Raw genomic sequence first — 21,469 nt, 5'->3', positions numbered from 1 at the left:
AACGTTAATCATCGGAACAGGCGAGCATATTCTCGGCCCAACGAAGCGGATTGTAACGGAGTCCAATCTGGAGAAATACTTCGGAGTACAAACGGAGATTGTTCAGGGCAGGCAGGGGAATGCGGTAAACGGTATTTTACCGATTGATCTGGTTCATCCGATGAAGCTCGACTGTGTTGAAGACACCTTCAAACCCTGTGCGATTCCCGCAGGGTTTTTCATTTTATTGTAAGGTATGCTAAGCTCTACCTATCATCAATAAATCCAGAAACAAGGAGGTGATGCCCCATGACAACGAACAACAAACCCAATAGATTAGCCAAGGAAAAGTCGCCGTATTTACTTCAACATGCTTTCAACCCGGTTGATTGGTATCCTTGGTGTGAAGAGGCTTTTGACAAAGCCAAACAGGAAAATAAGCCTGTCTTTTTATCTATTGGGTACAGCTGACGTTGGTTTCTCTAAGTACATGTCATTGGTGCCACGTCATGGCACACGAATCGTTCGAAGACCAGACCGTTGCAGACATGCTGAACAAAGATTTCATTTCGATCAAAGTGGATCGCGAAGAGAGGCCGGATGTCGATCACATCTATATGGCCGTGTGTCAGGCGATGACGGGACAAGGCGGCTGGCCGCTTACGGTGTTCATGACCCCGGAGAAGAAGCCATTCTTCGCAGGAACGTACTTCCCGCGCAGTCGTAAATACAATCGCGCCGGAATGGTAGAAGTAGTTGCTCAACTTGCGGGGAAATGGCGGGAAGACGCCGACCGCGTCCGCGAAGTCGGGGAACAGGTGATAGATGAGACAACAAAACGTCTGCTGGAGCATCGTTCAGGTGGCGAAGTCACGGAAGAAACGCTGCATGAAGCTTTTCGCCTGTACGAGAGCACATTTGATCCCGAGTTTGGCGGATTTGGAAGTTCGCCGAAATTTCCAACCTCCCACAATTTGTCATTCCTGCTCAGGTATTATAAGAAAACGGGCAATGAGCGCGCGCTTGAAATAGTTGAAAAAACATTAGATGCGATGCATCGCGGAGGCATGTACGATCATATCGGATTTGGTTTTTCGCGATATTCCGTTGACAACAAATGGTTGGTGCCTCATTTCGAGAAGATGTTGTATGATAACGCGCTGCTCGTTATGACCTATACGGAAGCGCATCAGGTCACTGGCAAAGCGAAGTATGCGGAAGTAGCTGAGCAAATCATCACCTACGTGCTGCGGGATATGACTGATGCGGGAGGCGCTTTCTATTCGGCGGAGGATGCCGATTCGGAGGGCGAGGAAGGAAAATTCTACGTGTGGACACCGGATGAGGTAGAGGTTGTGCTGGGTATAGACGACGGTGATCTCTTTTCCGAGTTGTTTGACATTACGGAGGAAGGTAATTTTGAGGGGCACAGCATCCCCAATCTCATAGGGACGACGCTTGAGTCTTTCGCCAAGCGGAAGCAGATTCCTTTGGATCAGCTGAAGCAGCGGATCCAGCATGCCCGTGGCAAGCTTTTCGCGCACCGCGAAAAGCGCATCCATCCGGGCAAGGATGACAAGATTCTGACCGCGTGGAACGGTCTGATGATTGCTGCGCTGTCAAAGGCCGCCTGTGCCTTGGACAAACCGGCTTACGCAGAGGCTGCCGCGAAAGCTGCGGATTTCCTGCTTCGCGAGCTGCGCCGCGAGGATGGGCGCTTGCTTGCCCGCTACCGTGACGGGGAAGCGGCTTTTCTCGGGTACGTGGACGACTACGCGTTCCTCGTCTGGGGCTTGATCGAGCTGTACGAGACAACGTTCGAGCTGCGCTATCTCCGTGAAGCGGTCCAGCTGAACGCAGAGATGCTTCGTCTCTTCGGAGACGAAGAGAAGGGCGGGCTCTTCTTCTACGGCAGCGATGCCGAGCAGCTGCTCACCCGCCCCAAAGAGATCTACGACGGTGCGATGCCGTCGGGCAACGCCGCAGCCGCTCTGAACATGCAGCGGCTGGCAAGGCTGACCTACGACGCGAAGCTGTCGCAGGCTGCAGATGAGCAGCTCCAGGCATTCGCCGGAGCTGTCGCGTCTTACCCGCCGGGCCATGCGCTTATGCTGGCCGCGCTTGATTTCGCATATGGCGAAGCCAGCGAAATCGTCATCGCCGGCGACCCGGCGAAGGCGGAGACGCAGCATATGCTGCGCACGGTGCAGCGGCAATTCCTGCCGAATGCGCTGCTGATTCTTCACCCGCCGGGTGCTGCGGGAGAAGAAGTACGCGAGCTGATTCCGCTCGTACAGGACAAATTGCCGCTTGGCGGGCACGCGACGGCTTACGTCTGCCAGAACTTTGCCTGTCAAGCGCCGACGCAGGACATGGATGACCTCGAAAATCTTTCCAACAATGGCTGATAATAATTATCATTATTGGTTACAATAGAAGTAGAGAGAAAAAAGAGGCCCTCTGGGCCTCTTCTTTCCGAATTTCTGAGTGGTTATACGGTTAAATTTTGGATTCAAACGTTTTGCAGTCCGTTTCTTCAGAATTGCGCGCTTGATTGCTGCCGTGGTGGCTCACGACATAAATCGAGGATGCATTGCATTTATTCCCATTTGCCCAATGTTTGCAAGAATTAACTTCACAAAGCACATCTTTTGCCATTGTTCATTCACCTCCTCTACCTCATAGGGTGGGGTAAAAAAGCATGTTTTTATACATGGACACGACAATAAAATGGAAAAAGTGTGAAGTCAAGGCATCACCATTCGCTGGAAGGCCTTCATATACATGGAGTAGAGGAAACCTACTTCAAGAGGGTGAAGCTATGGCTGAGAAGGAATTTCAGCAATGCATCAGATGCAAATATGTCGCGGACAAAGAGGAAAGGTACTGTATCAAATGCGGAGCTCCGCTGCGAAACCGGTGTACCCGGGAAAAAACCTTGCTGCACAAAGGCTGCTCCAAGGTAAATAAACCGGATGCAAAGTATTGTGCGGACTGCGGAACGGCAACCATATTTAACGAATGGGGGCTGCTGTGAACGCAACTCGAAATAGGAAAGGGGCTGTCTCAGCGGGGGTTAAAGTCCCTCTGATACAGCCCCTTTTTATCTTGCGGTTCTTGCTTGCTCCTTTTTCCATTACTTATTCTGCAAAATCATCTTCCACAAGTCAGCTTGATCGTAGCCAAGCCGCCAAGCCGCGACACCGGCAATGTCGTACTTTTTGGCCATATCCAAGCGGGCTTTGACGGTAGCGGCATCTTCCAACCAAAACACATAGGTGAATCCGCCTTCTTGGTACTCCATACGATATTGTCCGAAAGTATTATCCCAGGTTTGCGTAACGGTTTTGGAAGCGAGTAATGCAGGAATATCCTTCATCAGCACAGTGCGGTTGCTTTGCAAGGCGCCTGCTGAATCTAGCTTCCATTCCCGAACATAGTAAGGGATGCCCAGGATGATTTTGTCCCGAGGGATGCCATAGGATAGAAATTCTTGAATGCCGCCGTCCGTCCAAGGAATTCCGGCAACGGAGCCAGCGGACGTGCTGCCGCGGTAAAACTGGTCATACGCCATGATGACGACGTAATCCACGATGCTGCCGAGTTTCTCATGGTCAAAGGCGGAAAGATGATTCCACTTGACGCTGCCGCGCGGAAGATCGATAGAAATAACCAGGTTACGTGAATGGGCGTAAGCCGTTAATTTGGTAATGAAAGCCGTGAATGCGCTGCGATCCGACCCAGCCAGGCTTTCGAAGTCGACATTAATGCCAGGGACGCCAAGCTGTACGGAACGCTCCACCAAATCCTTGATGAATTTATCCTGAGCAGCGCTGTCAGCAAGGAATTGTGTAGTCAAGCTTGCATTAAACTGGTTGGAGACTAGCGGATACACGGTGTAGCCGTTTTGTTGCAGCCATTTGACGGTATCGGGATTAGAGCTGTCTTTGAGATTACCCGCAGCGTCCGCAAGCTCGAAGTAGCTTGGAGAATCCACATCCAGTCCGATCGTGTTCGAGACCTGAGATTTAATCGTTTCGCCGCCGGATTGGCCGTTCCAGCCCCAGACCTGCAGTTTTTTGATATTATCCCACAATACGCGGTGTTCAAGCGTTTGTATGGAGCTGTTGTTGTACTGCACGCTATAGTTTAACGCATCGGGAAGATTTTTGTATTCGCCGATAAGCGAGGTGTTTTGATAAACTTGATAGGCTGCATAATTGTTCCAAATTTTACGGCCATCCATATAAATGGAGGCGTGTCCCCAGAGCTTTGCATAGTCTGCGGCTTCATCCAGTGAGGTGAAGTCTTGGAGGAAGGTGTCGTTTTGGAATACTTTATAAGTTTTAAGATTGCTGTATATTGTTTTTTTCGTGTTTTTATTGATTACGGTTGAATTTCCCCATTTCAGGGATTCATTTATCGCATCCTCCAACGACGCAAATTCCCAATTGTCAGCGGAGAAAGTTCCTTGATACACCTTATACAGGGGTTCTCCGGCACGCAACGATTTCTTTTCTTCACTGGATATGTTGTCCCAAACCCAACCGCGGCTGTTCAAATCGATAATATGTGCGCCGCCCCACTTTTTTGCTTCGGCAATGGCATCATTCAGTGTTTGAAATTTCCATGAATCTAATGTAATTTCATTCTGATATACTTGATATCGGGGGTAATTGTTCCACGCCCAGCCAGTAGATTCCAGATCGCGAACACTTGCATAAGACCACTTCTTTGCTTCGGCAATGGCCGCATCCAACGTAGAAAATTGCCATTCGGGCAATGTAGCGTCTAATTGATAAACCTGATAGCGGGGGAAATTGTTCCACAGCCATTTGCGAGAGCCGATCTCCTCTACATAACTATGGGAAAAGCCTTTGGCAAACGTTTCGGCTTCTTTATAATTCGCAAATTCCATGAGTATTTGATTATACTGATAAACGCGGTATTTCGTAGTTTTGTCTGCTATTCCGCTTGTCGTGCCTGCTGCATGAACAGCTTGCGGTATCGTCATCGACAATAATAAGCTGCCGGTCAGCATCCATTTTCCAATCTTCATGTATCACGCCTCTTTCTCTTAATCTACTTAATTGGACGTACCATATGATAGATTGGTTGCGATGGGAAATGGTAGAAATACATTGAAACGCGAGTCTAAGTTGGACGATGGAACAACTTTCGAGTAACATGAGGTATACATAGTCATTATCGTGATTACAACTAGGTGGAGGAACGGTCTATGAAGAAGTATCCGGAAGCATATATCGAATACTTACTGTATTTTCATGCGGAGCGAGATTATTTTGAATGTCATGAAGTGATGGAAGAGTTCTGGAAAGAACATCCAACGGACGAGCAGAGTAAAACGTATGTAGCTTTGATTCAAATTGCCGTGGGGATGTATCATATTCGCAGAGGGAACCGTACAGGTGCTGTGAAAATGCTGCAAAGCGCAGAGCGAAATGCCCAATCTGAGCATGTTGCTTCTTTGGGGCTTGATGCTGAAAAGCTTGCACAGCTGATAAGGGACACTTATGCTTTAATTGACCGTGATGGCTATCATTATCAAGATATTAATCTGCCAATTGCAGATTCAGAATTAATTGCGTTATGTCTGTCCGAATGCGAACGTCAAGGACTCGTATGGCAAGCGCCGAGCCGGATGGCCGATATCGAGCTGATCCAGAAGCACACGCGGAGAGATCGAACAGATGTGATCGAAGAACGAGCAAAACAACAGCAAATCCGTAAGGAAAAGGGTGGCGCCAGGTGAGCTCTGAAGGAAAAATACTTGTCGTAGATGATGAACCGAATATTGCTGAAGTGGTCAGATTGTATCTGGAGCATTCGAATTATGAATCCATATTGCTGCCTCGCGGGCAGGAGGTTCTTCGTACAATCGTAGAAGAGAAACCCAGTTTAGTACTTCTAGACATCATGCTGCCGGACATTTCAGGCTATGAGCTCTGCGAAAGGATTCGGAAGATGGAAGCGCCTTTTCATCAAACACCGATCATTTTCCTGACGGCCAAAGGGGAGTCCATCGATAAGCTGAGAGGATTTAACCTAGGTGTAGACGATTATTTAGTCAAGCCTTTCGATCCCAATGAGCTCATTGCCCGCATCAAAGCAGTGCTGCGACGTACGGTTCAAATACCGGCAGAAACGCCAAATACACAAAACGCATCTCGTAAAACGCTGGAAATCGGAAATATTGTCATTGATCTTGACCAGTACCGTGTAACCGTCGGGGGGAAACGGATTGATCTTACGCCGAAGGAGATTGAACTGCTGCATTTTCTGACCAGCCATCCAAGCCGCGTTTTCACGCGTGAAGATCTGCTGGGCTATGTGTGGAATTTTGATTTTACTGGCGGTACGCGAACGGTAGACGCTCATGTGAAAAATTTGCGCAAAAAACTGGGTCAGCATGATATGTGGAACATTCAGACGCTCTGGGGCATCGGTTACTCCTTCGAGGTGGTCCAGCATGTTTAAGCGTTGGCTTGCGGGAAAGTATAACAGTCTTTATCTGAAAATTTTCTTGTCGTTCCTGGCGACATGCGTACTTTTTTTTGTGGGATTGTTCCTTTTCTGGAACTATTATTTTACGGATTTGTTTTATAAGGGGAAAGTCGAACTGCTCGAAAAACGCGTTGTCGAGGTCACCCGGCTCATGAATTCCGTGCAGGACGGGTCGATCTCAACGAGGGAATTGAAGTACACGATTCGCATTTTGGCAAGAAGCATTAATGGGCAGGTTTGGCTCGTGGATGACAAAGGGAACATTCAGAATGGTTCCTCCGATAGTGAAGGCAGAACGATACCTAAACAGATGGATGCGCAATTTATCGACGGATTGCATGGCCACAGCGGGTATGGTATGGTCACGATAACGACACCGGATGGAAGAAACATTAATTTGTTTACATACCACGCCCCGTATCAATTAAATGGACAACCCATGGTCATTGTTTTGCATTTCCCGGCAGGGGACATTAGTGAAGCTATTTCTGCCGTACGGGTTAACATTCTAGTCCCTCTTTTGTTTTCACTCCTAGCGGTAGGCTTCATTTTGTATATTATTTCACGTAAGCTTGCAGGGCCGCTTCAGCAAATGAATCGTGCAGCGCTTGAGCTGGCGCATGGAGATTTTACGACCCGTGTTCCGATTACATCGCATGATGAGGTCGGTCAGCTTGCGGCCAGCTTCAACTTCATGGTGGAGCAGCTGGAGGAATGGGAGGGAACAAGGCAAGAGTTTCTGACGAATGTGTCGCATGAGCTGCGATCACCGCTTACGACACTACGTGGTTTCATTGTTGCCATGAACGATAGAATCATTCCCGAAGAGAAGTACTCGCATTACTTGCGCATTTGTGATCAAGAAGTCCAACGTTTGCAGCGTCTCGTAACCGATTTACTGGACCTTGCGCAGATCCAAAATGGTGTCGATGTGTTCCGTTTGAGACCCGTTATCATCTCAGAAGCATTGGAGGAATCGTTGGAATTATTGAAGGCTCCGATTGCTGTCAATGAAATTACACTGCATCTCATTCTTCCGAATCCGGAAAAGGAGCCTGCTCAAGTTCCGTTAGATCCTGACCGTTTTGCTCAAATTGTACATAATCTCATTTATAATTCCTTAAAGTTCACCCCCAAGGGCGGGACGCTAACCGTTGCTTTGGAAGAAGCGGAGCATGAGGTTCACTTGTACATTCGCGATACGGGAACAGGCATGACAGAGGCGGAGTTGGCACGCATTTGGGATCGCTTCTATAAGGCGGATGAAGCAAGAACATCACGATCTGACGTGCCTACGGGAACGGGTCTCGGACTAACGATTGTAAAGCACTTAGTAACGGGTATGCAGGGCACCATCCAGGCGCGCAGCCGGCTTGGCGAAGGAACTGAATTTCGTGTTACTTTTCCTCGCATTTCGTAGAATTTCACATTTTTTTTACAACTTAAACAAACTTATTTCATGTTTGAAATGTATCCTGTTCGTATTGGACAGGATTTTTTGTTGTCTTGGAGGTGTATGAATGATGAAGTACACTCGGAAAATAGCGTTTGGAATGACGCTTATTTCCTTCCTGTTGGGTGGTTGTCAGCCCCAAGTGTCTGACCTGCCTTCATCGCAGGCAGTGATCACCTCAACCCCAAAGACCGACCAAACTCTCCTCGAGGAAAGCCCCACAGAAGATGTCCAAAATCTAAAGGAGATGCAGCTCGTTATGCTTTTTCAGGAACTGCTTCAAATGGATCGGCATGCCAATCTATTGATAACGGCCAAGCAAGCGCAGGCTTTACTTCCATTAGTTCGTAAAAGCATTGACGAAGGTAGTATGAACGAATCCGAACGCAAACAGGTCCTTGCGGGCTTGACTTTAGAACAAATTACTTTTCTTGAGGATCAGTCCAAGCAAGAAAAGGCGCGATTAGCTGAGCGTATGGACAATCAGGGCGATAAACTCTCCTCAGAGGAACGGGAGAAACGGGTTAAAGCTTTTATGCAAAAAAGAAAGACGGATCGGCAGACAGAGTCAGGCTTCATTGACCGTGAGCGAGAAGAAAACCAGTTCGATCCTAAAAGCTATGGGATCAGCGTGGAGCAGCAGTTAATGGAATTACTCATGTCCAAACTCTAAGGAGGAAGTTACTTCATGAAATGGTATCGCAGCAAGTGGTTCATCGTTATAGTCGCGGTAAGCGTGTGCGCCGGTGGCTCTTATGCTTATTTAGCGAAAGGGAAGAAATCCAAAACAGCGGATGTGAAAGAGGTCACCTATGAGGTGAAAAAAGGCAATATCCGTTCGTCTGTATCCGGGACTGCGCAGTTCGAGCCCAAAGATACACAAACGATTTCAGTACCAGTTGATTCGAACATTAAATCAATTAATATGAAACGGAACCAAGCGGTGAAAGCCGGGGATGTCCTTTTAGAATTGACGAGCACGAGTCTTGAGAGTGATTTGCAGGACGCTCAATTGACCTATGAGCAAACGCAGAAAGATTTGAATTCTTTGATCGAGCAGGAAAGTTTAATGAGTGTTAAGGCATCGGTCACTGGAAAACTTACCTATGCGGCAAATCTTGATTTGGGAGCTTCGATCAATAAATCGACCAAAATTGCTACAATCTCTGATGTGAACAATTTGACTGTGACGCTGCCTTTCTTTGTGGAAGACGCTGCACAGCTGCACAAAGGCGATCCTGTTGATATTACGATAGATGGCTATATGATTACGAAGACGGGAACGATTCAAAGCATCTCCAAAGACCCGAAATCGGATGGGAAAGGCGGAAAAGTAGTCGATATTGACATTGCCATCGCAAATGACAATTCCATGGATGCAGGCACGAATGTACTTGGCAGCGTGACCATTGGCGGACGTTCCGTTGATTCGCAAGCGAAAGCTGCGCTTCAATATGTGAAGGTCACAACTGTCCTGGCAGGAACAACGGGAACCGTGTCCACGATGCCATTAAAAACAGGCAATATGGTTCGTCAAGGAGAAACAATCGCTACGTTTGCGAACGATACGATTGACGATGATATTCTCACGAAGCAGTCTGCCCTTGAACGTGCGAAGCTGAAGGTGGATTCGGCGCAAGACAAGGTTAACGGACTTAAAATATTGGCTCCGTTTGACGGTGTTTTTTCTACGGACTTTGTTAACAAGCGAAATGACATTCTTAGCCTTTTACAAGTTGGAACTAAGGTGAGCAGTGGCATGCAGCTTGGTGCCGTAGCCAGCATTGCCAAGATGCAGCTTCCCGTGCAGGTGGATGAGTTGGATTTGCCTAACGTCAAGCTGGGCATGAAAGCTGAAATTAAAGTTGATTCTTACCCGGGACGTATTTTCCCGGCTGAAGTAACGCAAATCTCTTCTGTCGGTACGACAACGAATGGCGTGACGGCGTATGATGTCGTGCTTGCTGCGGACAACAAAGATAATGTATTGAAATACGGTATGACGGCTACCGGCGAAATTTTGATTCAAGACAAGAAAGATGCGCTCTACATACCGCCTGAAGCGCTGCAATTGCAAAAAGGCAAGCGTATTGTCACTTTGAAAAAAGCCGACGGTACCGTAGAAACCGAGCATGAAGTGAAGATCGGTATTCGCTCAAAAACACAAATTGAAATCACAGAAGGTCTAAGCGAAGGCGATAAAGTTGTTCTGCCGAATGCTGTGAAAAGGCAACAAAACCTTAGTCAGGATGAAATTAATCGCTTAAGACAGCAGTTCCAACAAAACGGCGGAGCAGGTGGAGCCGGCGGGTTTGGTGGCGGTGGATTCCAAGGCGGCGGAGGAGCTGGTGGTGGCGGTGGCGCCGTTCGGACTAACGGCGGCGGTGGCGGAGGAGCTGGCGGTAACAGATAATACTGCCGGGAAAGGAGTTATTGCGGTATGAATATCATTGAGCTAAAAGATATTATCAAAACCTATAAACGCGGATTGGAAGATCTGCCTATTCTACGCAGCATATCGCTGTCAGTGGAAGAGGGCGACTTCGTAGCGATCATCGGGCCCAGCGGATCCGGGAAATCGACGCTAATGAATACAATTGGACTTCTGGATGTACCCACGTCGGGCAGCTATATCCTGGACGGTGTCGTGACAGAACGTATGAGTGATAATGAGCTTGCTGCGCTTCGAAACCAAAAGATCGGATTCATTTTCCAGCAGTTTAATTTATTGCCCCGCCTATCGGCGATGGAAAATGTGGAGCTGCCGATGATCTATGCCGGTATCCCCAGAAAAGAACGGCGGGAGCGGGCGCACGCTATGCTCAAAATGCTCGGAATGGGCGAGCGGGGCCATCATAAGCCAAGCGAGCTGTCCGGTGGTCAACAGCAGCGTGTCGCCATTGCTCGAGCACTTGCGATTTCGCCATCGCTCATATTGGCCGATGAACCAACAGGAGCGCTGGATTCGAGAACAGGGGAAGAAGTTCTGGAACTAATTTTGCAATTGAACGCGCAAGGAAACACCATTGTACTGATTACTCACGATCATCATATTGCCGACAATGCTAAGCGAGTCGTTGCCCTTCGTGACGGCGTCATCATTGATGACTACCGGAATAACGCTGACAAGAGCGATATCAAGCAAGAGGTGAGCGTATGAAGGTAAATGAACTGCTCAGGATGTCGCTGCAGACAATTATCTCAAGTCCGCTGCGAACGTTTCTGACGATGCTGGGTGTCATTATCGGGGTTAGCTCCGTTGTCACATTAGTGTCGATTGGGCAAGGAACTTCCGAACAAATCGCCAAGCAGTATGAAAATATGGGGACGAATCTTCTCGTTGTCACGGCGACAGGAAACGGGCGCGCAACGCAGCTGGATTATAATGAGCTGATGAATTTCGAAAACTTTCCGGAGTTCAAATCCATTGCGCCGACAATGACGAAGAACGGTTCCAATATTAAATATGACCGTACGCAAGAGAAGTACAACGTGATTGGAACGAATGACCGCTACTTAGACATTATTAAAGCGACGGTCGATAAGGGGCGTAACTTATCGCCGACTGATCTTGAATTTCGCTCTAATGTGGCGATTCTGGGGAGCGAAGTAGCGAAGACATATTTCGGCACCTTAGACCCTGTCGGAGAGGAAATCAATATTGACGGTGCTGTTTTTAGCGTCATAGGCACCCTCAAAGAGAAAGGCTCTAACATTGGAGGCGCCTCTGTAGACAGCTCTGTCATCGTTCCTTTGGAATCTGCGAGACGCGTGTTTAAACTGGGGCAAATTCGTACGACTTATGTTGAGGCTCCTACCAAGGAAGATATCTACACCGCTCAAGAAACGATGAAGCAGTATCTGACTTATAAATTCAAAAGCGATTCAGGCTTCGTATTAACGAATCAGGATGAGCTGCTCAAGGCACGGACTGAAGCCACGAACACACTTACGAATCAATTAGTAGCCGTTGCGCTCATTTCCTTGCTTGTTGGCGGGATCGGAATTATGAACATCATGTTAGTTACGGTAAGTGAACGTACACGTGAAATCGGGATTCGCAAATCCATTGGTGCCAAAAGGCGCAATATTTTGCTCCAATTTCTTGTAGAAGCCGTCGTCATAAGCGGGCTGGGCGGACTTATCGGTCTCGCGTTAGGTGTTGGTTTATCTTACGCGCTGCCGTATTTCAGCCCCAAACAAACGACAAGCCTTTCCTTTGATATTAGTTTGTATGCCTTCTTATTTTCTGTTTTGGTCGGTGTTATTTTCGGTTTATATCCAGCCAATAAAGCTTCCAAATTGCGTCCCATTGACGCCTTACGATCTGATTGATGAACTTAGAGGAGGACTACTTGTGAAGCAACAACGAAAAATGAAACGCTTGCTCAGCCGATCAGCACTAATGCTTACTGCTGCAAGCTTCCTTACACTACCTCTGGCCACATCGGCTTTCGCCGGAAAGGAAGGCGTGTTCCTCAGCGACTCCGTCTACTTTACGCTAGACAAGGTTGCCTTGTCCGCTGGTGCCGATGACGGGTCATTGCGCTTTTCCCTCGGGCTGAATAACAACAGCTCTTCGCCCGTGGATTTTAACAACTATGGGGTAAAAGTCATAGATACAAACGGGGTCTCTTATACAGCGAAGCTTAGCGAGAAGGTAAACGGACGCGTGAAAGCGGGGGAAACCGGCACTTTCAAGTTTACTTCTGAAATTCCTTCCAATCTAACGCCGGGGCAATTAAAAGTTGATATTTTCGAGTGGAACTACAACACAATGCATGATGTAGGAGCTTTGTCAGTGGAAGCCGCCATGGAGGAAGCTGGGCAATCCGTCCATCAACAAGCTGCTATCAACTTGCAGGAGTTAGATTCGACGTACGCAGATGACGCTGTTGTGACTGCTGAACTAGGCAACAGCTACAAGGTTTACAAAGACGGTGCTTGGTTAGTTTATACGGATTTGACGCTGGAAAATCTAAGCAACTCTACGCTTAAACTGCCGGATGCGCTCGAACTAAATCTCCAAGACTCAAAAGGTTTGACGTACAACGCGCAGTTTATTTCAGGATCAGGGCAAAACCTGCTGCCGCAGCAGCCGGTTAAAACGACGATCCAAACAGCTGTTCCAGCAGCCCTTGAAGCAAATGGGTTGTCCCTTCTTTTCTCGCCGAAAGGCAAAGTGAAAACAACGGTGCTAGGATCCTTAAATGTAGCGAACTCGTTCGTGGTAGGTAAAATCGGTGGCGGCACGCAATATCCGAACGCGGATTTGAGCGGTCTCGAAATTGCTACGACGTGGGCCGCGGCTAGCAAGCAATCCGATGGGCTGCACCTGCAAGCCAATGTCACACTGACGAATAAAAGCGATGGCATCATAACGATTCCTAACTTGTCCGCTTCATTTCAAGCGATTCGCAGCAGTGTAGCTGTCACGTCTGCGGATAATGCGGTTCGCACGTCGTACTTGTCGCCGAATGAATCGACTACTTTCCGTTTCTCTGGAATCTTGCCTGCAGGTCTCAACACAGATGCTTTACAGCTGGTAGTTTCGGAGAAACAGGGTGGTGCGGGGAATAGTAACACGCAAGCTAACACAGGAACGGGTACAGATACGGGTACTGGTTCAGGTTCATCTGATACAGGTAATACAGGCAATTCAGGTAATTCAGCCAGTAGCAAAACGGCATCGCTGCCTGTTTCAATCACGACACTGGCGGGAGCTGGACAAGGCGCTGAGGTGTCCTCGTATACCTCTGCGGAAGATTACACGATCGGTACACCGTTTAAACTAACTTCGAATAATCTCATTGATTCAAATATTGATGTATCACTTGTAGAGCTCGGAATGAGCGAGAATTCGGACTTTGGCTTCAAAACCATCGTGGCCAAATATAAACTGACGAATAAAGGAACGACATCGTTGAATCTTCCAGATTTCCAAACCGATCTGACCAACGATGAAGGTTACACCTATTCGGGTGCTCGCCAGTCTACCGTTGCGAAGTCTATTGCACCGAACACCAGCTATGTGTTGAATTACTCCTACATGGTGCCTGGTACTGAAACAGCAGATAAGCTGGCGCTTAACTTATACGATGCAAATCGCTTAGCAATTGGCTCTTACAAAGCAGCTGTTCAGCCAGTTCCAACAACAGGCGCTGTATCCTTGTATCCGTTTAGTATTGCTATCAACGACTACACGGTAAGCGCAACGTATAGTAAAGATCAGTCTTATGCGTACCGTCTGCGATTAGATCTGGATGTGAAGCGTCAAGAGCAGGTCGTTACTGACGCTAACTTCTCATCCCTCGTCTTCGAAGTTGTCGATTCCGAAGACCGCCTGCTTAGCACGAAGTCGATGAGCTTCATAGGTCAGGACAAAATAATGTCCGGCATACAGTTTATTGATTTCGGTTCAATTAAATCCGAACAACTGAACACGAATGTTAAAATCAATCTTTACGAGGTCGTGTCGACACCGAACGGCGACGCCAAACGTTTAATTAAAACGTTGGATATGTAATGTCTTATCGTGAAAGTGCCTGTCCCTATGGGGATGGGCGCTTTTTACGTTTGGATTACATGCACACCTGATCGTTGTGATGAAGGAAGATCCAAGGCAGAAACAGTGGGAAGAGGACTTCGCATGCGTGTGCTGCTTGATCCAGAACTTTCAACTAGCAGCATGGGAAGCTGGGGTTGGCGTTGTTTGGAAGACGAACCCTTTTATTCACAGTCCGAGTTTCCGCGAGACAGTAGATGTTAAGCCTGGGGAGAAAATTGTCGGCTTACTGCACATCGGTTACCCAGAGCAAGTACCGCCCGTTCGGCTGCGGACAGATGCCAGAGAGAAACTGACGATCAAGGAAACGATACAAGGATAAACAACTTCGTCATCCTTTTAGGACGAGCGCGTTTGTCAAGGTAGATGCGAAGCAAAAGTAAAAAACTTATACTTTCTTATCTACTAAAAAATAGAACCTCACGGTCTAAACCGTGAGGTTCTATTATTCATCACTCTACTGTTTGATAGCCATCTTCAATTAAATCAAGCCGGCCAGTTTGAGGGTCAATGATAAGTCCATGGACAGGTAGGTTTTTGGGGAGCAGAGGATGGTTCCGAATGATATTGACGCTTTTCTCGATGCCTTCTCTGACATGGTCAAAACCTGTTAACCAGCTGTTCAAATCGATGCCGGAATGTCCGAGCGTCGCAATGACATCGTTGGAAATGCCGCGTTTTTGGGCATTCGCAATGACACTGGCTGAATTCAGCCCCGTCATCCCGCAATCATAGTGGCCAATGACGAATACTTCATCTGCATCGAGCTCGTAGACAGCAACGATGATACTGCGCATAATACTTCCAAATGGGTGGGAGACAATTGCGCCTGCGTTTTTGATGATTTTGGCATCACCGTTATGCAAATTCATCGCCTTTGGCAGCAGCTCGACTAACCGTGTATCCATACAAGTAAGCACAACCATTTTTTTGTCCGGAAATTTCGTAGTCAAAAATTCTTTGTACTGCTCTTTTGCAACAAATTCCTCATTGTAATTCAAAATCTCACTAATCAAAGTCATGGTTTCCCCTCCAAGTAACTTGATATGCTGCTTGTCTACTATTTTCTCTGCAGCATTATCTTTTGTCGACTAAGCTCATACCCGCATTGTAAATCTGATTATTACTCTTCAGTATATAGGATTTATTCCCTTCAGAAAAGTCGATTTTCATCTCATTTTCAAAAAATATCTCATCCTTATCTTTGAAAATGAGTTTGAACACGTTGGTTTCGGCCGTGATATCGTTTTTATCAGCTTCGGAAACAACCCATAGCGTGGGCACACCGTTAACAGAACAGCCACAGCCCTCTGTATCAAAAACAAGCTTTAACAGGGCATCACCCTGGCCTATATATGGGGTTAAACGCTCGATTGCTGAATCGGTAAACGTAATATTCATGTATGTCATCTCCCTTGAATGTCTTTCAATATGGACCTAATATGCCTTCTGCAAAAAAAGGCTTGTCATTATTTTACCATAAGCTAGCATAAATTTGATTCTGAGTAGGGGACGAAGTATGATGAAATCAGAAACTTTTGGGAGGAGATTAGAGCATGAGTGTGCAAGCAGCCCCAGCCAAGCTGGAATCGTTCAAGGCATATGTTCGTAAAATGAAGCAGTACGAGGAGGCCATCGCCTTAATTTATTGGGATATGCGAACCGGCGCTCCAAAGAAAGGGATTGAAACACGCTCTGAAGTTGTCGGAGAGCTCTCCACCGAAGTGTTCCGTATGTCCACTTCCGATGAAATGGGCGGGTATCTTGCGTTTTTCACGCAGCCTGCCGAGCTGGAAAAGCTTGACGCCATCTCCAAAAAGATGGTTCAGGAATGTAAAAAAGAATACGACCGCTCCAAGAAGATACCGGCTGAGAAGTATCAAGCCTATGTCGTGCTTACCTCGCAAGCAGAGTCCGCTTGGGAGGATGCGAAGCATAATTCCGATTGGGACTCATTCCAGCCTTTCTTGGAGAAAATTGTGGCGGCAACGCAAGAGTTTATCGAGCTATGGGGATATGAAGGCCATAAATATAACACACTTCTCGATATGTATGAGCCGGGGATGACCGTTGAGAAATTAGATGAAGTATTCGGGGCTTTGCGCGAAAAAGCGGTTCCTTTGCTGCAGCGTATTCAAGCATCGCCGAACCAACCGGATCGCTCCTTTTTGGATCAACAATTTGAGATTAGCAAGCAAAAGCAATTTTCACTTTCGATCTTGAAACAAATGCAGTATGACTTTGAAGCCGGCAGACTGGACGAAACGGTGCATCCTTTCGCCACCGCGCTGAATCCTGGGGATGTACGAATTACAACGCGCTATTTGCCAAATGACATCACCTCCGCACTATTTGGAACGATTCATGAAGGCGGACACGCGCTGTATGAGCAAAACATTTCCAAAGATTTGGTAGGCACAAACTTGTGCAGTGGAACTTCCATGGGCATTCACGAGTCGCAGTCCCGTTTCTGGGAAAATGTGATCGGCCGCAGCAAAGCTTTCTGGGATAGATACTATGGCGAGCTGCAAACAACGTTCTCCCCGCAAATTGACAATATCGATGTCGATACCTTCTATAAAGCGATCAATCACATAGAGCCATCGCTGATTCGCATCGAGGCCGATGAATTAACGTATAACTTACATATCATGATTCGTTATGAGCTGGAAAAAGGTCTGTTTAACGGGACAATTGCCGTGGCTGATCTGCCTAAGGAATGGAATGCCAAATATGAAGAGTATTTGGGCGTTACACCAGCGAATGATGGCGAGGGCGTGCTGCAAGACGTGCATTGGTCCGGTGGGTCGTTCGGTTACTTCCCATCCTATGCGCTAGGTAACATGTACGCTGCTCAGTTTACCCAAACGCTTCGTCAAGAGCTTCCGGCCTTCGATAGCTTGATTGCCGAGGGGAATCTGGCGCCGATTAAAGAATGGCTGACAGAGAAAGTGTATAAGCATGGCAAACTTCTGACGCCGAATGAGATTATTCGCGAAGTGACGGGAGAAGAATTGAATCCAGACTATTTGGTTCAATATTTGGAAGAAAAATATAAATCTGTCTACGGTATATAAAATTCTTGAACCGGCATCCTTCGGCAGCAACTGCCTTAGGGTGCTTTTTTTGCGTTGCAAACGTTTTTCGAAAAGTTTCCATTAACCGTCTTCTGGGCTCCTGCATAGGATAGATTACTACTTTTATCGGAGGGACGTCTTATGAAGATTCGGAAAAGATGGGGAGTGGCCTTAACAGCGATCCTGCTGCTCAGCAGCTTTGTTTCGGCCTGTGGAACGAAAAGCACGGAAACAACCAAGGTACGGATTGGTGAAGTGACGCGATCGTTATTTTACGCTCCGCAGTATGTGGCGCTGTCGCAAGGCTTTTTCAAGGATGAAGGCCTTGATGTTGAATTAACGACCACTCCCGGCGGCGACAAAACCATGACGGCTCTGCTTTCCAATGCCATCGATGTGGCGCTAGTCGGCTCGGAAACTTCCATATATGTGTCGCAGCAGGGCTCAGATGATCCGGTCATTAATTTTGCCCAATTAACGCAAACGGACGGCACTTTCCTGGTAGCTCGCAAGAAAGTGGATCAATTTGATTGGAACTCACTCAAAGGTTCCGTTTTTCTCGGCCAAAGAAAAGGCGGCATGCCGCAAATGGCGGGCGAATTCACGCTTAAGAAACACAATATAGATCCTCAGAAGGATCTCCAGCTTATTCAAAATATCGAGTTTGCCAATATCGCTTCGGCGTATTCGTCAGGAACCGGGGAATATGTTCAGCTTTTTGAACCGCAAGCTTCGATCGTCGAGAAAGAAGGCAAGGGCTTTGTGCTGGCTTCCTTTGGTGTGGAAAGCGGACATTTGCCATATACGGTTTTCATGACGAAACAAAGCTTTATGAAACAAAACCCGGCTACGGTTCAGAAATTTACGAATGCGATTCAACGCGCACAGTTATGGGTAGCCGCGAAAAGCGTAGATGAAATCACGAACGCCGTGCTGCCATATTTTAAAGACATCGATGTCGAGATTGTAAAAAGCGTTGTTAAACGCTATAAGGATCAAGGCTCTTTTGCGACAGATGGGATCGTCGATGAGCAGGAATGGAACAATTTGTTGGATGTGATGACTTCCGCAGGTGAGCTGAAACAGAAAGTAGCATGGAAAACACTTGTGGATAACACGTTCGCGGAGAAAGCGAAATCAACGGTGAAACCATAGGTTTATCCGATTATAGTGTGACGAGAGGGGAGTACGAACATGGAAACAGCTGTGACGGTGAAAGATGTGACACAAGTCTACGTGACCGAGGAGAGGGCGACGCTTGCTGTGCAGGGGATCGATTTTGCCATAGCGCGCGGCGAATTCGTAAGTCTCATCGGCCCAAGCGGTTGTGGGAAGACGACTCTCTTGTCCATTATCGCCGGCCTTATTCGACCAACAGCAGGAACGGTGACTGTCGCAGGGAAGATTGTAAACGGTCCGTCCACACGGGTCGGTTATATGCTGCAGCAGGACTATCTGTTCCCATGGCGGACAATCGAAGACAATGCCTGCATGGGTTTGGAAATCTCAGGGGATTTAACGAAAGAGAAGAAACAAGGCGTGCTTCACTTGCTGGAGGAGATGGGGCTGTTAGGATTCAAGGATTACTATCCTTCACAGCTTTCCGGAGGCATGCGCCAACGCGTAGCCTTGGTTCGAACGCTGGCAACCGAGCCTGAGCTGCTTTTGCTCGATGAGCCATTCTCCGCACTCGATTACCAAACCAAACTTCAATTGGAAGACTTGGTCGTAGAGACGCTGCAAGCCAAGCAGAAAACGGCGCTCCTTGTGACGCATGATATTTCTGAGGCTATCGCGATGAGTGACCGCATTATCGTTTTGGACCCTAATCCGGGACGGATTCGGGAAGAGTTTCTTATTCCGGAGGAAATCCGCAAGTCTGTGCCTTTCGAAGCAAGAGAGTTACCCGGATTCCATGCACTCTTTCGAATGATTTGGCAGGAGTTTGGAGGGCATGAAGCATGATAGAGAATAAACGCCAATCGGCTCAACATAAAGCAGCTGAAGATTCACTGACCAATCAGGTGCACCTTCAATTTGCTCAAGCAAGAAAGAAGGAAAGCAAGCAGGTAAGGCTTGTTCAACTCGCCATTCTCGTCTTATTTTTTGCTTTATGGGAATTAGCGGCCCGGTTGAAATGGATCGATGTGCTCCTTTTTAGCTATCCGACGAAAGTCTTTAAGCTGCTCTGGGATAAACTGCTTGACGGGAGCCTTCTTCCGCATGTTGGCGTAACGGTTGTGGAGACAATTATCGGCTTTGCATTGGGGACTTTATTCGGCACAGCATTGGCTGTCGTGATCTGGTGGTCGCCGTTTCTATCCAGAGTACTCGACCCCTATATCGTCGTAATTAACAGTATGCCGAAGGTCGCGCTGGGTCCGCTTTTTATTGTAGGTTTGGGGCCAGGATTGCTTTCAATCATTGCTACTACACTTTCTATTACAGTCATTATCACAACGCTAGTCGTTTATGGCAGTTTTAAAGAGGTTGATCACAATTACGTGAAGGTAGTTTCCTTATTCGGGGGAACGAAAAGAAAGGTTTTCCTCAAAGTTATTCTACCCGCCTCATTCCCAGCTATTGTTTCCACATTGAAAGTGAATGTAGGCTTAGCCTGGGTCGGTGTCATTGTAGGGGAGTTTCTAGTCTCCCAAATGGGTTTGGGGTATTTAATCATATATGGCTTTCAGGTGTTTAATTTTACGCTCGTCATCTCCACATTGTTCGTCATTGCGATTGTTGCTACTTTCATGTACCAGATCGTATCCAATTTAGAAAAAAGATTGACAAAACATCGGTAATACTTGCCACTTTATAATCAAAATGAAATAATGAGCCCATAGATCAACCAGTAAAGAGGTGAAACGCTATGGGCTTTCGCGTGCTCAAAACCGCCATTGCCGTCGGTATAGCGATGTATCTCGCACACGCACTCGGGATCAAAACGCCTGCCGCCGCAGGGCTGCTAGCTATTCTCGGAATAGAAGTTACTAAGAAAAAAGGAATACAAAGTGCGTTTCACCGCCTAGCTTCATCTATACTCGCATTACTGATGGGGACTTTGCTATTTATGCTGTTCGGTTTTCATGTGTGGGTCGTCGTTCTTTTCCTCCTCCTTGTGTTTCCGCTGCTGCATCGCTTGCGGATTTCGGAAGGTGCTGTGACGGGAGCTGTTGTCATGCTGCATTTGTATGCATACGAGGATGCGAGCTGGACATCGGTTTTGAACGAGATGATATTGCTGATCATCGGCCTGGGAACAGCGAATCTCATCAATATTGCGTACATGCCGAAGGCAGATAATAGGCTGTTGGCGCATAAAAAAAGAGTAGAGGACTTATTTTCGCTTATTTTTATAAACATGGCCAAGCATCTTCGGGATAACTCCGTCATCTGGGATGGCAAGGAGCTATTGGAGGTCAATGATGAGATTGATCGGGGAGCGGGGCTGGCCAGACGGGCGATGGACAATACGCTTATTTTCGGAGGAGACTCTTATTGGCGGGTTTATTTCTTTATGAGGGGCGAGCAGTTGGAGTCGATTCACCGGATGATCGTCCTGGTGGCCCATGTATATCAGACTTTGCCGCAGGGAGAGCTGCTCGCAAAAATCCTTGAAGATATTAGCCAGACTGTAAAGGAAGACTATTATACAGGGCTAGCTGAGAAAGAATTGCAAGAGCTGGATGCCCGTTATAAAAGGATGCCGCTGCCGGAGAGCCGCGAGGAGTTCGAGGTGCGATCCGCGATTTTACAGCTTAACCGGGAGCTTATGCAGTATTTAGCCATTGCCAAAAAACAAAAAAAACACCGCCCGGAGGCGGGTTGACTCTTAAAGATATAAATATGTTTAACAAGCAAAAATAA

General features: G+C 47.4%; 21 protein-coding genes. 17 read left to right on the top strand and 4 right to left on the bottom strand.

Features of this window, described 5'->3' with window-relative positions; all coding sequences use genetic code 11:
• The first annotated feature begins 288 nt into the window (after window positions 1-288).
• Together J2Z65_RS35850 and J2Z65_RS05140 are read left to right on the top strand one after the other, a co-directional pair.
• Window positions 289-450: a DUF255 domain-containing protein gene (locus J2Z65_RS35850; protein ID WP_205300907.1), complete on the top strand. Its 162-nt coding sequence runs from the start codon at window positions 289-291 to the stop codon at window positions 448-450.
• Window positions 451-488: 38 nt separating this feature from the next.
• A complete protein-coding gene (locus J2Z65_RS05140; protein WP_205300908.1) occupies window positions 489-2,387 on the top strand; it encodes a DUF255 domain-containing protein in 1,899 nt (632 codons plus the stop codon).
• Window positions 2,388-2,478: 91 nt separating this feature from the next.
• Here J2Z65_RS05140 and J2Z65_RS05135 read toward each other — a convergent pair whose 3' ends face one another.
• Window positions 2,479-2,637 (bottom strand): DUF1540 domain-containing protein, encoded by a 159-nt coding sequence (locus J2Z65_RS05135; RefSeq protein ID WP_167053977.1) that lies wholly within the window; start codon window positions 2,635-2,637, stop codon window positions 2,479-2,481.
• A gap of 163 nt (window positions 2,638-2,800) precedes the next feature.
• Here J2Z65_RS05135 and J2Z65_RS05130 point away from each other — a divergent pair, with 163 nt between their 5' ends.
• A complete protein-coding gene (locus J2Z65_RS05130; RefSeq protein ID WP_167053979.1) occupies window positions 2,801-3,016 on the top strand; it encodes a zinc ribbon domain-containing protein in 216 nt (71 codons plus the stop codon).
• A gap of 99 nt (window positions 3,017-3,115) precedes the next feature.
• On the opposite strand, the gene J2Z65_RS05125 is transcribed toward J2Z65_RS05130, so the two are convergent.
• Complete coding sequence (locus J2Z65_RS05125) at window positions 3,116-5,038, bottom strand: glycosyl hydrolase family 18 protein (protein WP_167053981.1); 1,923 nt, start codon at window positions 5,036-5,038, stop codon at window positions 3,116-3,118.
• A gap of 180 nt (window positions 5,039-5,218) precedes the next feature.
• Between J2Z65_RS05125 and J2Z65_RS05120 the strand changes: the two genes are divergently transcribed.
• The 9 genes from J2Z65_RS05120 (at window position 5,219) to J2Z65_RS05080 (ending at window position 14,844) form a co-directional block, all read left to right on the top strand.
• Window positions 5,219-5,752 (top strand): DUF309 domain-containing protein, encoded by a 534-nt coding sequence (locus J2Z65_RS05120; protein WP_167053982.1) that lies wholly within the window; start codon window positions 5,219-5,221, stop codon window positions 5,750-5,752.
• Window positions 5,749-6,477, top strand: a complete 729-nt coding sequence (locus J2Z65_RS35845) for a response regulator (RefSeq protein WP_167053984.1) — start codon at window positions 5,749-5,751, stop codon at window positions 6,475-6,477. Before J2Z65_RS05120 ends, J2Z65_RS35845 begins: the two co-directional genes overlap by 4 nt.
• Window positions 6,470-7,924 (top strand): sensor histidine kinase, encoded by a 1,455-nt coding sequence (locus tag J2Z65_RS05110; protein ID WP_167053986.1) that lies wholly within the window; start codon window positions 6,470-6,472, stop codon window positions 7,922-7,924. Before J2Z65_RS35845 ends, J2Z65_RS05110 begins: the two co-directional genes overlap by 8 nt.
• 100 nt (window positions 7,925-8,024) lie before the next feature.
• Window positions 8,025-8,630 (top strand): hypothetical protein, encoded by a 606-nt coding sequence (locus J2Z65_RS05105; protein ID WP_167053988.1) that lies wholly within the window; start codon window positions 8,025-8,027, stop codon window positions 8,628-8,630.
• Between the two features lie 15 nt (window positions 8,631-8,645).
• The gene (locus tag J2Z65_RS05100) at window positions 8,646-10,370 is read left to right on the top strand and encodes an efflux RND transporter periplasmic adaptor subunit (RefSeq protein WP_167053990.1); all 1,725 of its coding nucleotides are present in this window, start codon (window positions 8,646-8,648) and stop codon (window positions 10,368-10,370) included.
• Between the two features lie 27 nt (window positions 10,371-10,397).
• Complete coding sequence (locus J2Z65_RS05095) at window positions 10,398-11,117, top strand: ABC transporter ATP-binding protein (protein ID WP_167053992.1); 720 nt, start codon at window positions 10,398-10,400, stop codon at window positions 11,115-11,117.
• The gene (locus J2Z65_RS05090; RefSeq protein WP_167053994.1) at window positions 11,114-12,292 is read left to right on the top strand and encodes an ABC transporter permease; all 1,179 of its coding nucleotides are present in this window, start codon (window positions 11,114-11,116) and stop codon (window positions 12,290-12,292) included. Before J2Z65_RS05095 ends, J2Z65_RS05090 begins: the two co-directional genes overlap by 4 nt.
• 22 nt (window positions 12,293-12,314) lie before the next feature.
• On the top strand, window positions 12,315-14,483 hold the full coding sequence (locus J2Z65_RS05085; protein WP_167053996.1) for a hypothetical protein: 2,169 nt from the start codon (window positions 12,315-12,317) through the stop codon (window positions 14,481-14,483).
• 19 nt (window positions 14,484-14,502) lie between these two features.
• A complete protein-coding gene (locus J2Z65_RS05080; protein ID WP_342357339.1) occupies window positions 14,503-14,844 on the top strand; it encodes a nitroreductase family protein in 342 nt (113 codons plus the stop codon).
• A gap of 130 nt (window positions 14,845-14,974) precedes the next feature.
• Here J2Z65_RS05080 and J2Z65_RS05075 read toward each other — a convergent pair whose 3' ends face one another.
• Together J2Z65_RS05075 and J2Z65_RS05070 are read right to left on the bottom strand one after the other, a co-directional pair.
• Window positions 14,975-15,544 carry a beta-class carbonic anhydrase gene (locus tag J2Z65_RS05075; protein ID WP_167054001.1) on the bottom strand — a complete coding sequence of 190 codons (570 nt, stop codon included), beginning with the start codon at window positions 15,542-15,544 and terminating at the stop codon, window positions 14,975-14,977.
• A 55-nt stretch (window positions 15,545-15,599) separates the two neighbouring features.
• Window positions 15,600-15,923 (bottom strand): iron-sulfur cluster biosynthesis family protein, encoded by a 324-nt coding sequence (locus tag J2Z65_RS05070; RefSeq protein WP_167054003.1) that lies wholly within the window; start codon window positions 15,921-15,923, stop codon window positions 15,600-15,602.
• Between the two features lie 155 nt (window positions 15,924-16,078).
• On the opposite strand from J2Z65_RS05070, the gene J2Z65_RS05065 reads away from it, so the two are divergent.
• The 5 genes from J2Z65_RS05065 to J2Z65_RS05045 all read left to right on the top strand — a co-directional run bounded on the left by J2Z65_RS05065 (window position 16,079) and on the right by J2Z65_RS05045 (window position 21,431).
• Window positions 16,079-17,599, top strand: coding sequence for a carboxypeptidase M32 (locus J2Z65_RS05065; protein WP_167054005.1), 1,521 nt, complete (start codon window positions 16,079-16,081; stop codon window positions 17,597-17,599).
• 141 nt (window positions 17,600-17,740) lie between these two features.
• Window positions 17,741-18,754, top strand: coding sequence for an ABC transporter substrate-binding protein (locus J2Z65_RS05060; protein WP_167054007.1), 1,014 nt, complete (start codon window positions 17,741-17,743; stop codon window positions 18,752-18,754).
• A 39-nt stretch (window positions 18,755-18,793) separates the two neighbouring features.
• Window positions 18,794-19,564, top strand: coding sequence for an ABC transporter ATP-binding protein (locus J2Z65_RS05055; RefSeq protein WP_167054009.1), 771 nt, complete (start codon window positions 18,794-18,796; stop codon window positions 19,562-19,564).
• Window positions 19,561-20,403: an ABC transporter permease gene (locus J2Z65_RS05050; protein ID WP_167054011.1), complete on the top strand. Its 843-nt coding sequence runs from the start codon at window positions 19,561-19,563 to the stop codon at window positions 20,401-20,403. The genes J2Z65_RS05055 and J2Z65_RS05050 overlap by 4 nt, the downstream gene beginning before the upstream one ends.
• 68 nt (window positions 20,404-20,471) lie before the next feature.
• Entirely contained in the window at window positions 20,472-21,431 is a 960-nt protein-coding gene (locus J2Z65_RS05045; RefSeq protein WP_167054013.1) for an aromatic acid exporter family protein, read from the top strand.
• Window positions 21,432-21,469: the final 38 nt, after the last annotated feature.

It is taken from the genome of Paenibacillus aceris (assembly GCF_017874035.1).
In the GTDB taxonomy this organism is placed as follows: domain Bacteria; phylum Bacillota; class Bacilli; order Paenibacillales; family NBRC-103111; genus Paenibacillus_E; species Paenibacillus_E aceris.
Note: the sequence above shows the minus strand (reverse complement) of the source record. Positions and strands in the feature narration are given on the sequence as shown.

Excerpts from the sequence above, each read along its gene's own strand:
- J2Z65_RS35850 (WP_205300907.1), top strand. The coding sequence starts at position 289 with ATGACAACGAACAACAAACCCAATAGATTAGCCAAGGAAAAGTCGCCG.
- J2Z65_RS05140 (WP_205300908.1), top strand. The coding sequence starts at position 489 with ATGGCACACGAATCGTTCGAAGACCAGACCGTTGCAGACATGCTGAAC.
- J2Z65_RS05135 (WP_167053977.1), bottom strand. The coding sequence starts at position 2,637 with ATGGCAAAAGATGTGCTTTGTGAAGTTAATTCTTGCAAACATTGGGCA.
- J2Z65_RS05130 (WP_167053979.1), top strand. The coding sequence starts at position 2,801 with ATGGCTGAGAAGGAATTTCAGCAATGCATCAGATGCAAATATGTCGCG.
- J2Z65_RS05125 (WP_167053981.1), bottom strand. The coding sequence starts at position 5,038 with ATGAAGATTGGAAAATGGATGCTGACCGGCAGCTTATTATTGTCGATG.
- J2Z65_RS05120 (WP_167053982.1), top strand. The coding sequence starts at position 5,219 with ATGAAGAAGTATCCGGAAGCATATATCGAATACTTACTGTATTTTCAT.
- J2Z65_RS05110 (WP_167053986.1), top strand. The coding sequence starts at position 6,470 with ATGTTTAAGCGTTGGCTTGCGGGAAAGTATAACAGTCTTTATCTGAAA.
- J2Z65_RS05105 (WP_167053988.1), top strand. The coding sequence starts at position 8,025 with ATGATGAAGTACACTCGGAAAATAGCGTTTGGAATGACGCTTATTTCC.
- J2Z65_RS05100 (WP_167053990.1), top strand. The coding sequence starts at position 8,646 with ATGAAATGGTATCGCAGCAAGTGGTTCATCGTTATAGTCGCGGTAAGC.
- J2Z65_RS05095 (WP_167053992.1), top strand. The coding sequence starts at position 10,398 with ATGAATATCATTGAGCTAAAAGATATTATCAAAACCTATAAACGCGGA.
- J2Z65_RS05090 (WP_167053994.1), top strand. The coding sequence starts at position 11,114 with ATGAAGGTAAATGAACTGCTCAGGATGTCGCTGCAGACAATTATCTCA.
- J2Z65_RS05075 (WP_167054001.1), bottom strand. The coding sequence starts at position 15,544 with ATGACTTTGATTAGTGAGATTTTGAATTACAATGAGGAATTTGTTGCA.
- J2Z65_RS05070 (WP_167054003.1), bottom strand. The coding sequence starts at position 15,923 with ATGAATATTACGTTTACCGATTCAGCAATCGAGCGTTTAACCCCATAT.
- J2Z65_RS05065 (WP_167054005.1), top strand. The coding sequence starts at position 16,079 with ATGAGTGTGCAAGCAGCCCCAGCCAAGCTGGAATCGTTCAAGGCATAT.
- J2Z65_RS05060 (WP_167054007.1), top strand. The coding sequence starts at position 17,741 with ATGAAGATTCGGAAAAGATGGGGAGTGGCCTTAACAGCGATCCTGCTG.
- J2Z65_RS05055 (WP_167054009.1), top strand. The coding sequence starts at position 18,794 with ATGGAAACAGCTGTGACGGTGAAAGATGTGACACAAGTCTACGTGACC.
- J2Z65_RS05050 (WP_167054011.1), top strand. The coding sequence starts at position 19,561 with ATGATAGAGAATAAACGCCAATCGGCTCAACATAAAGCAGCTGAAGAT.
- J2Z65_RS05045 (WP_167054013.1), top strand. The coding sequence starts at position 20,472 with ATGGGCTTTCGCGTGCTCAAAACCGCCATTGCCGTCGGTATAGCGATG.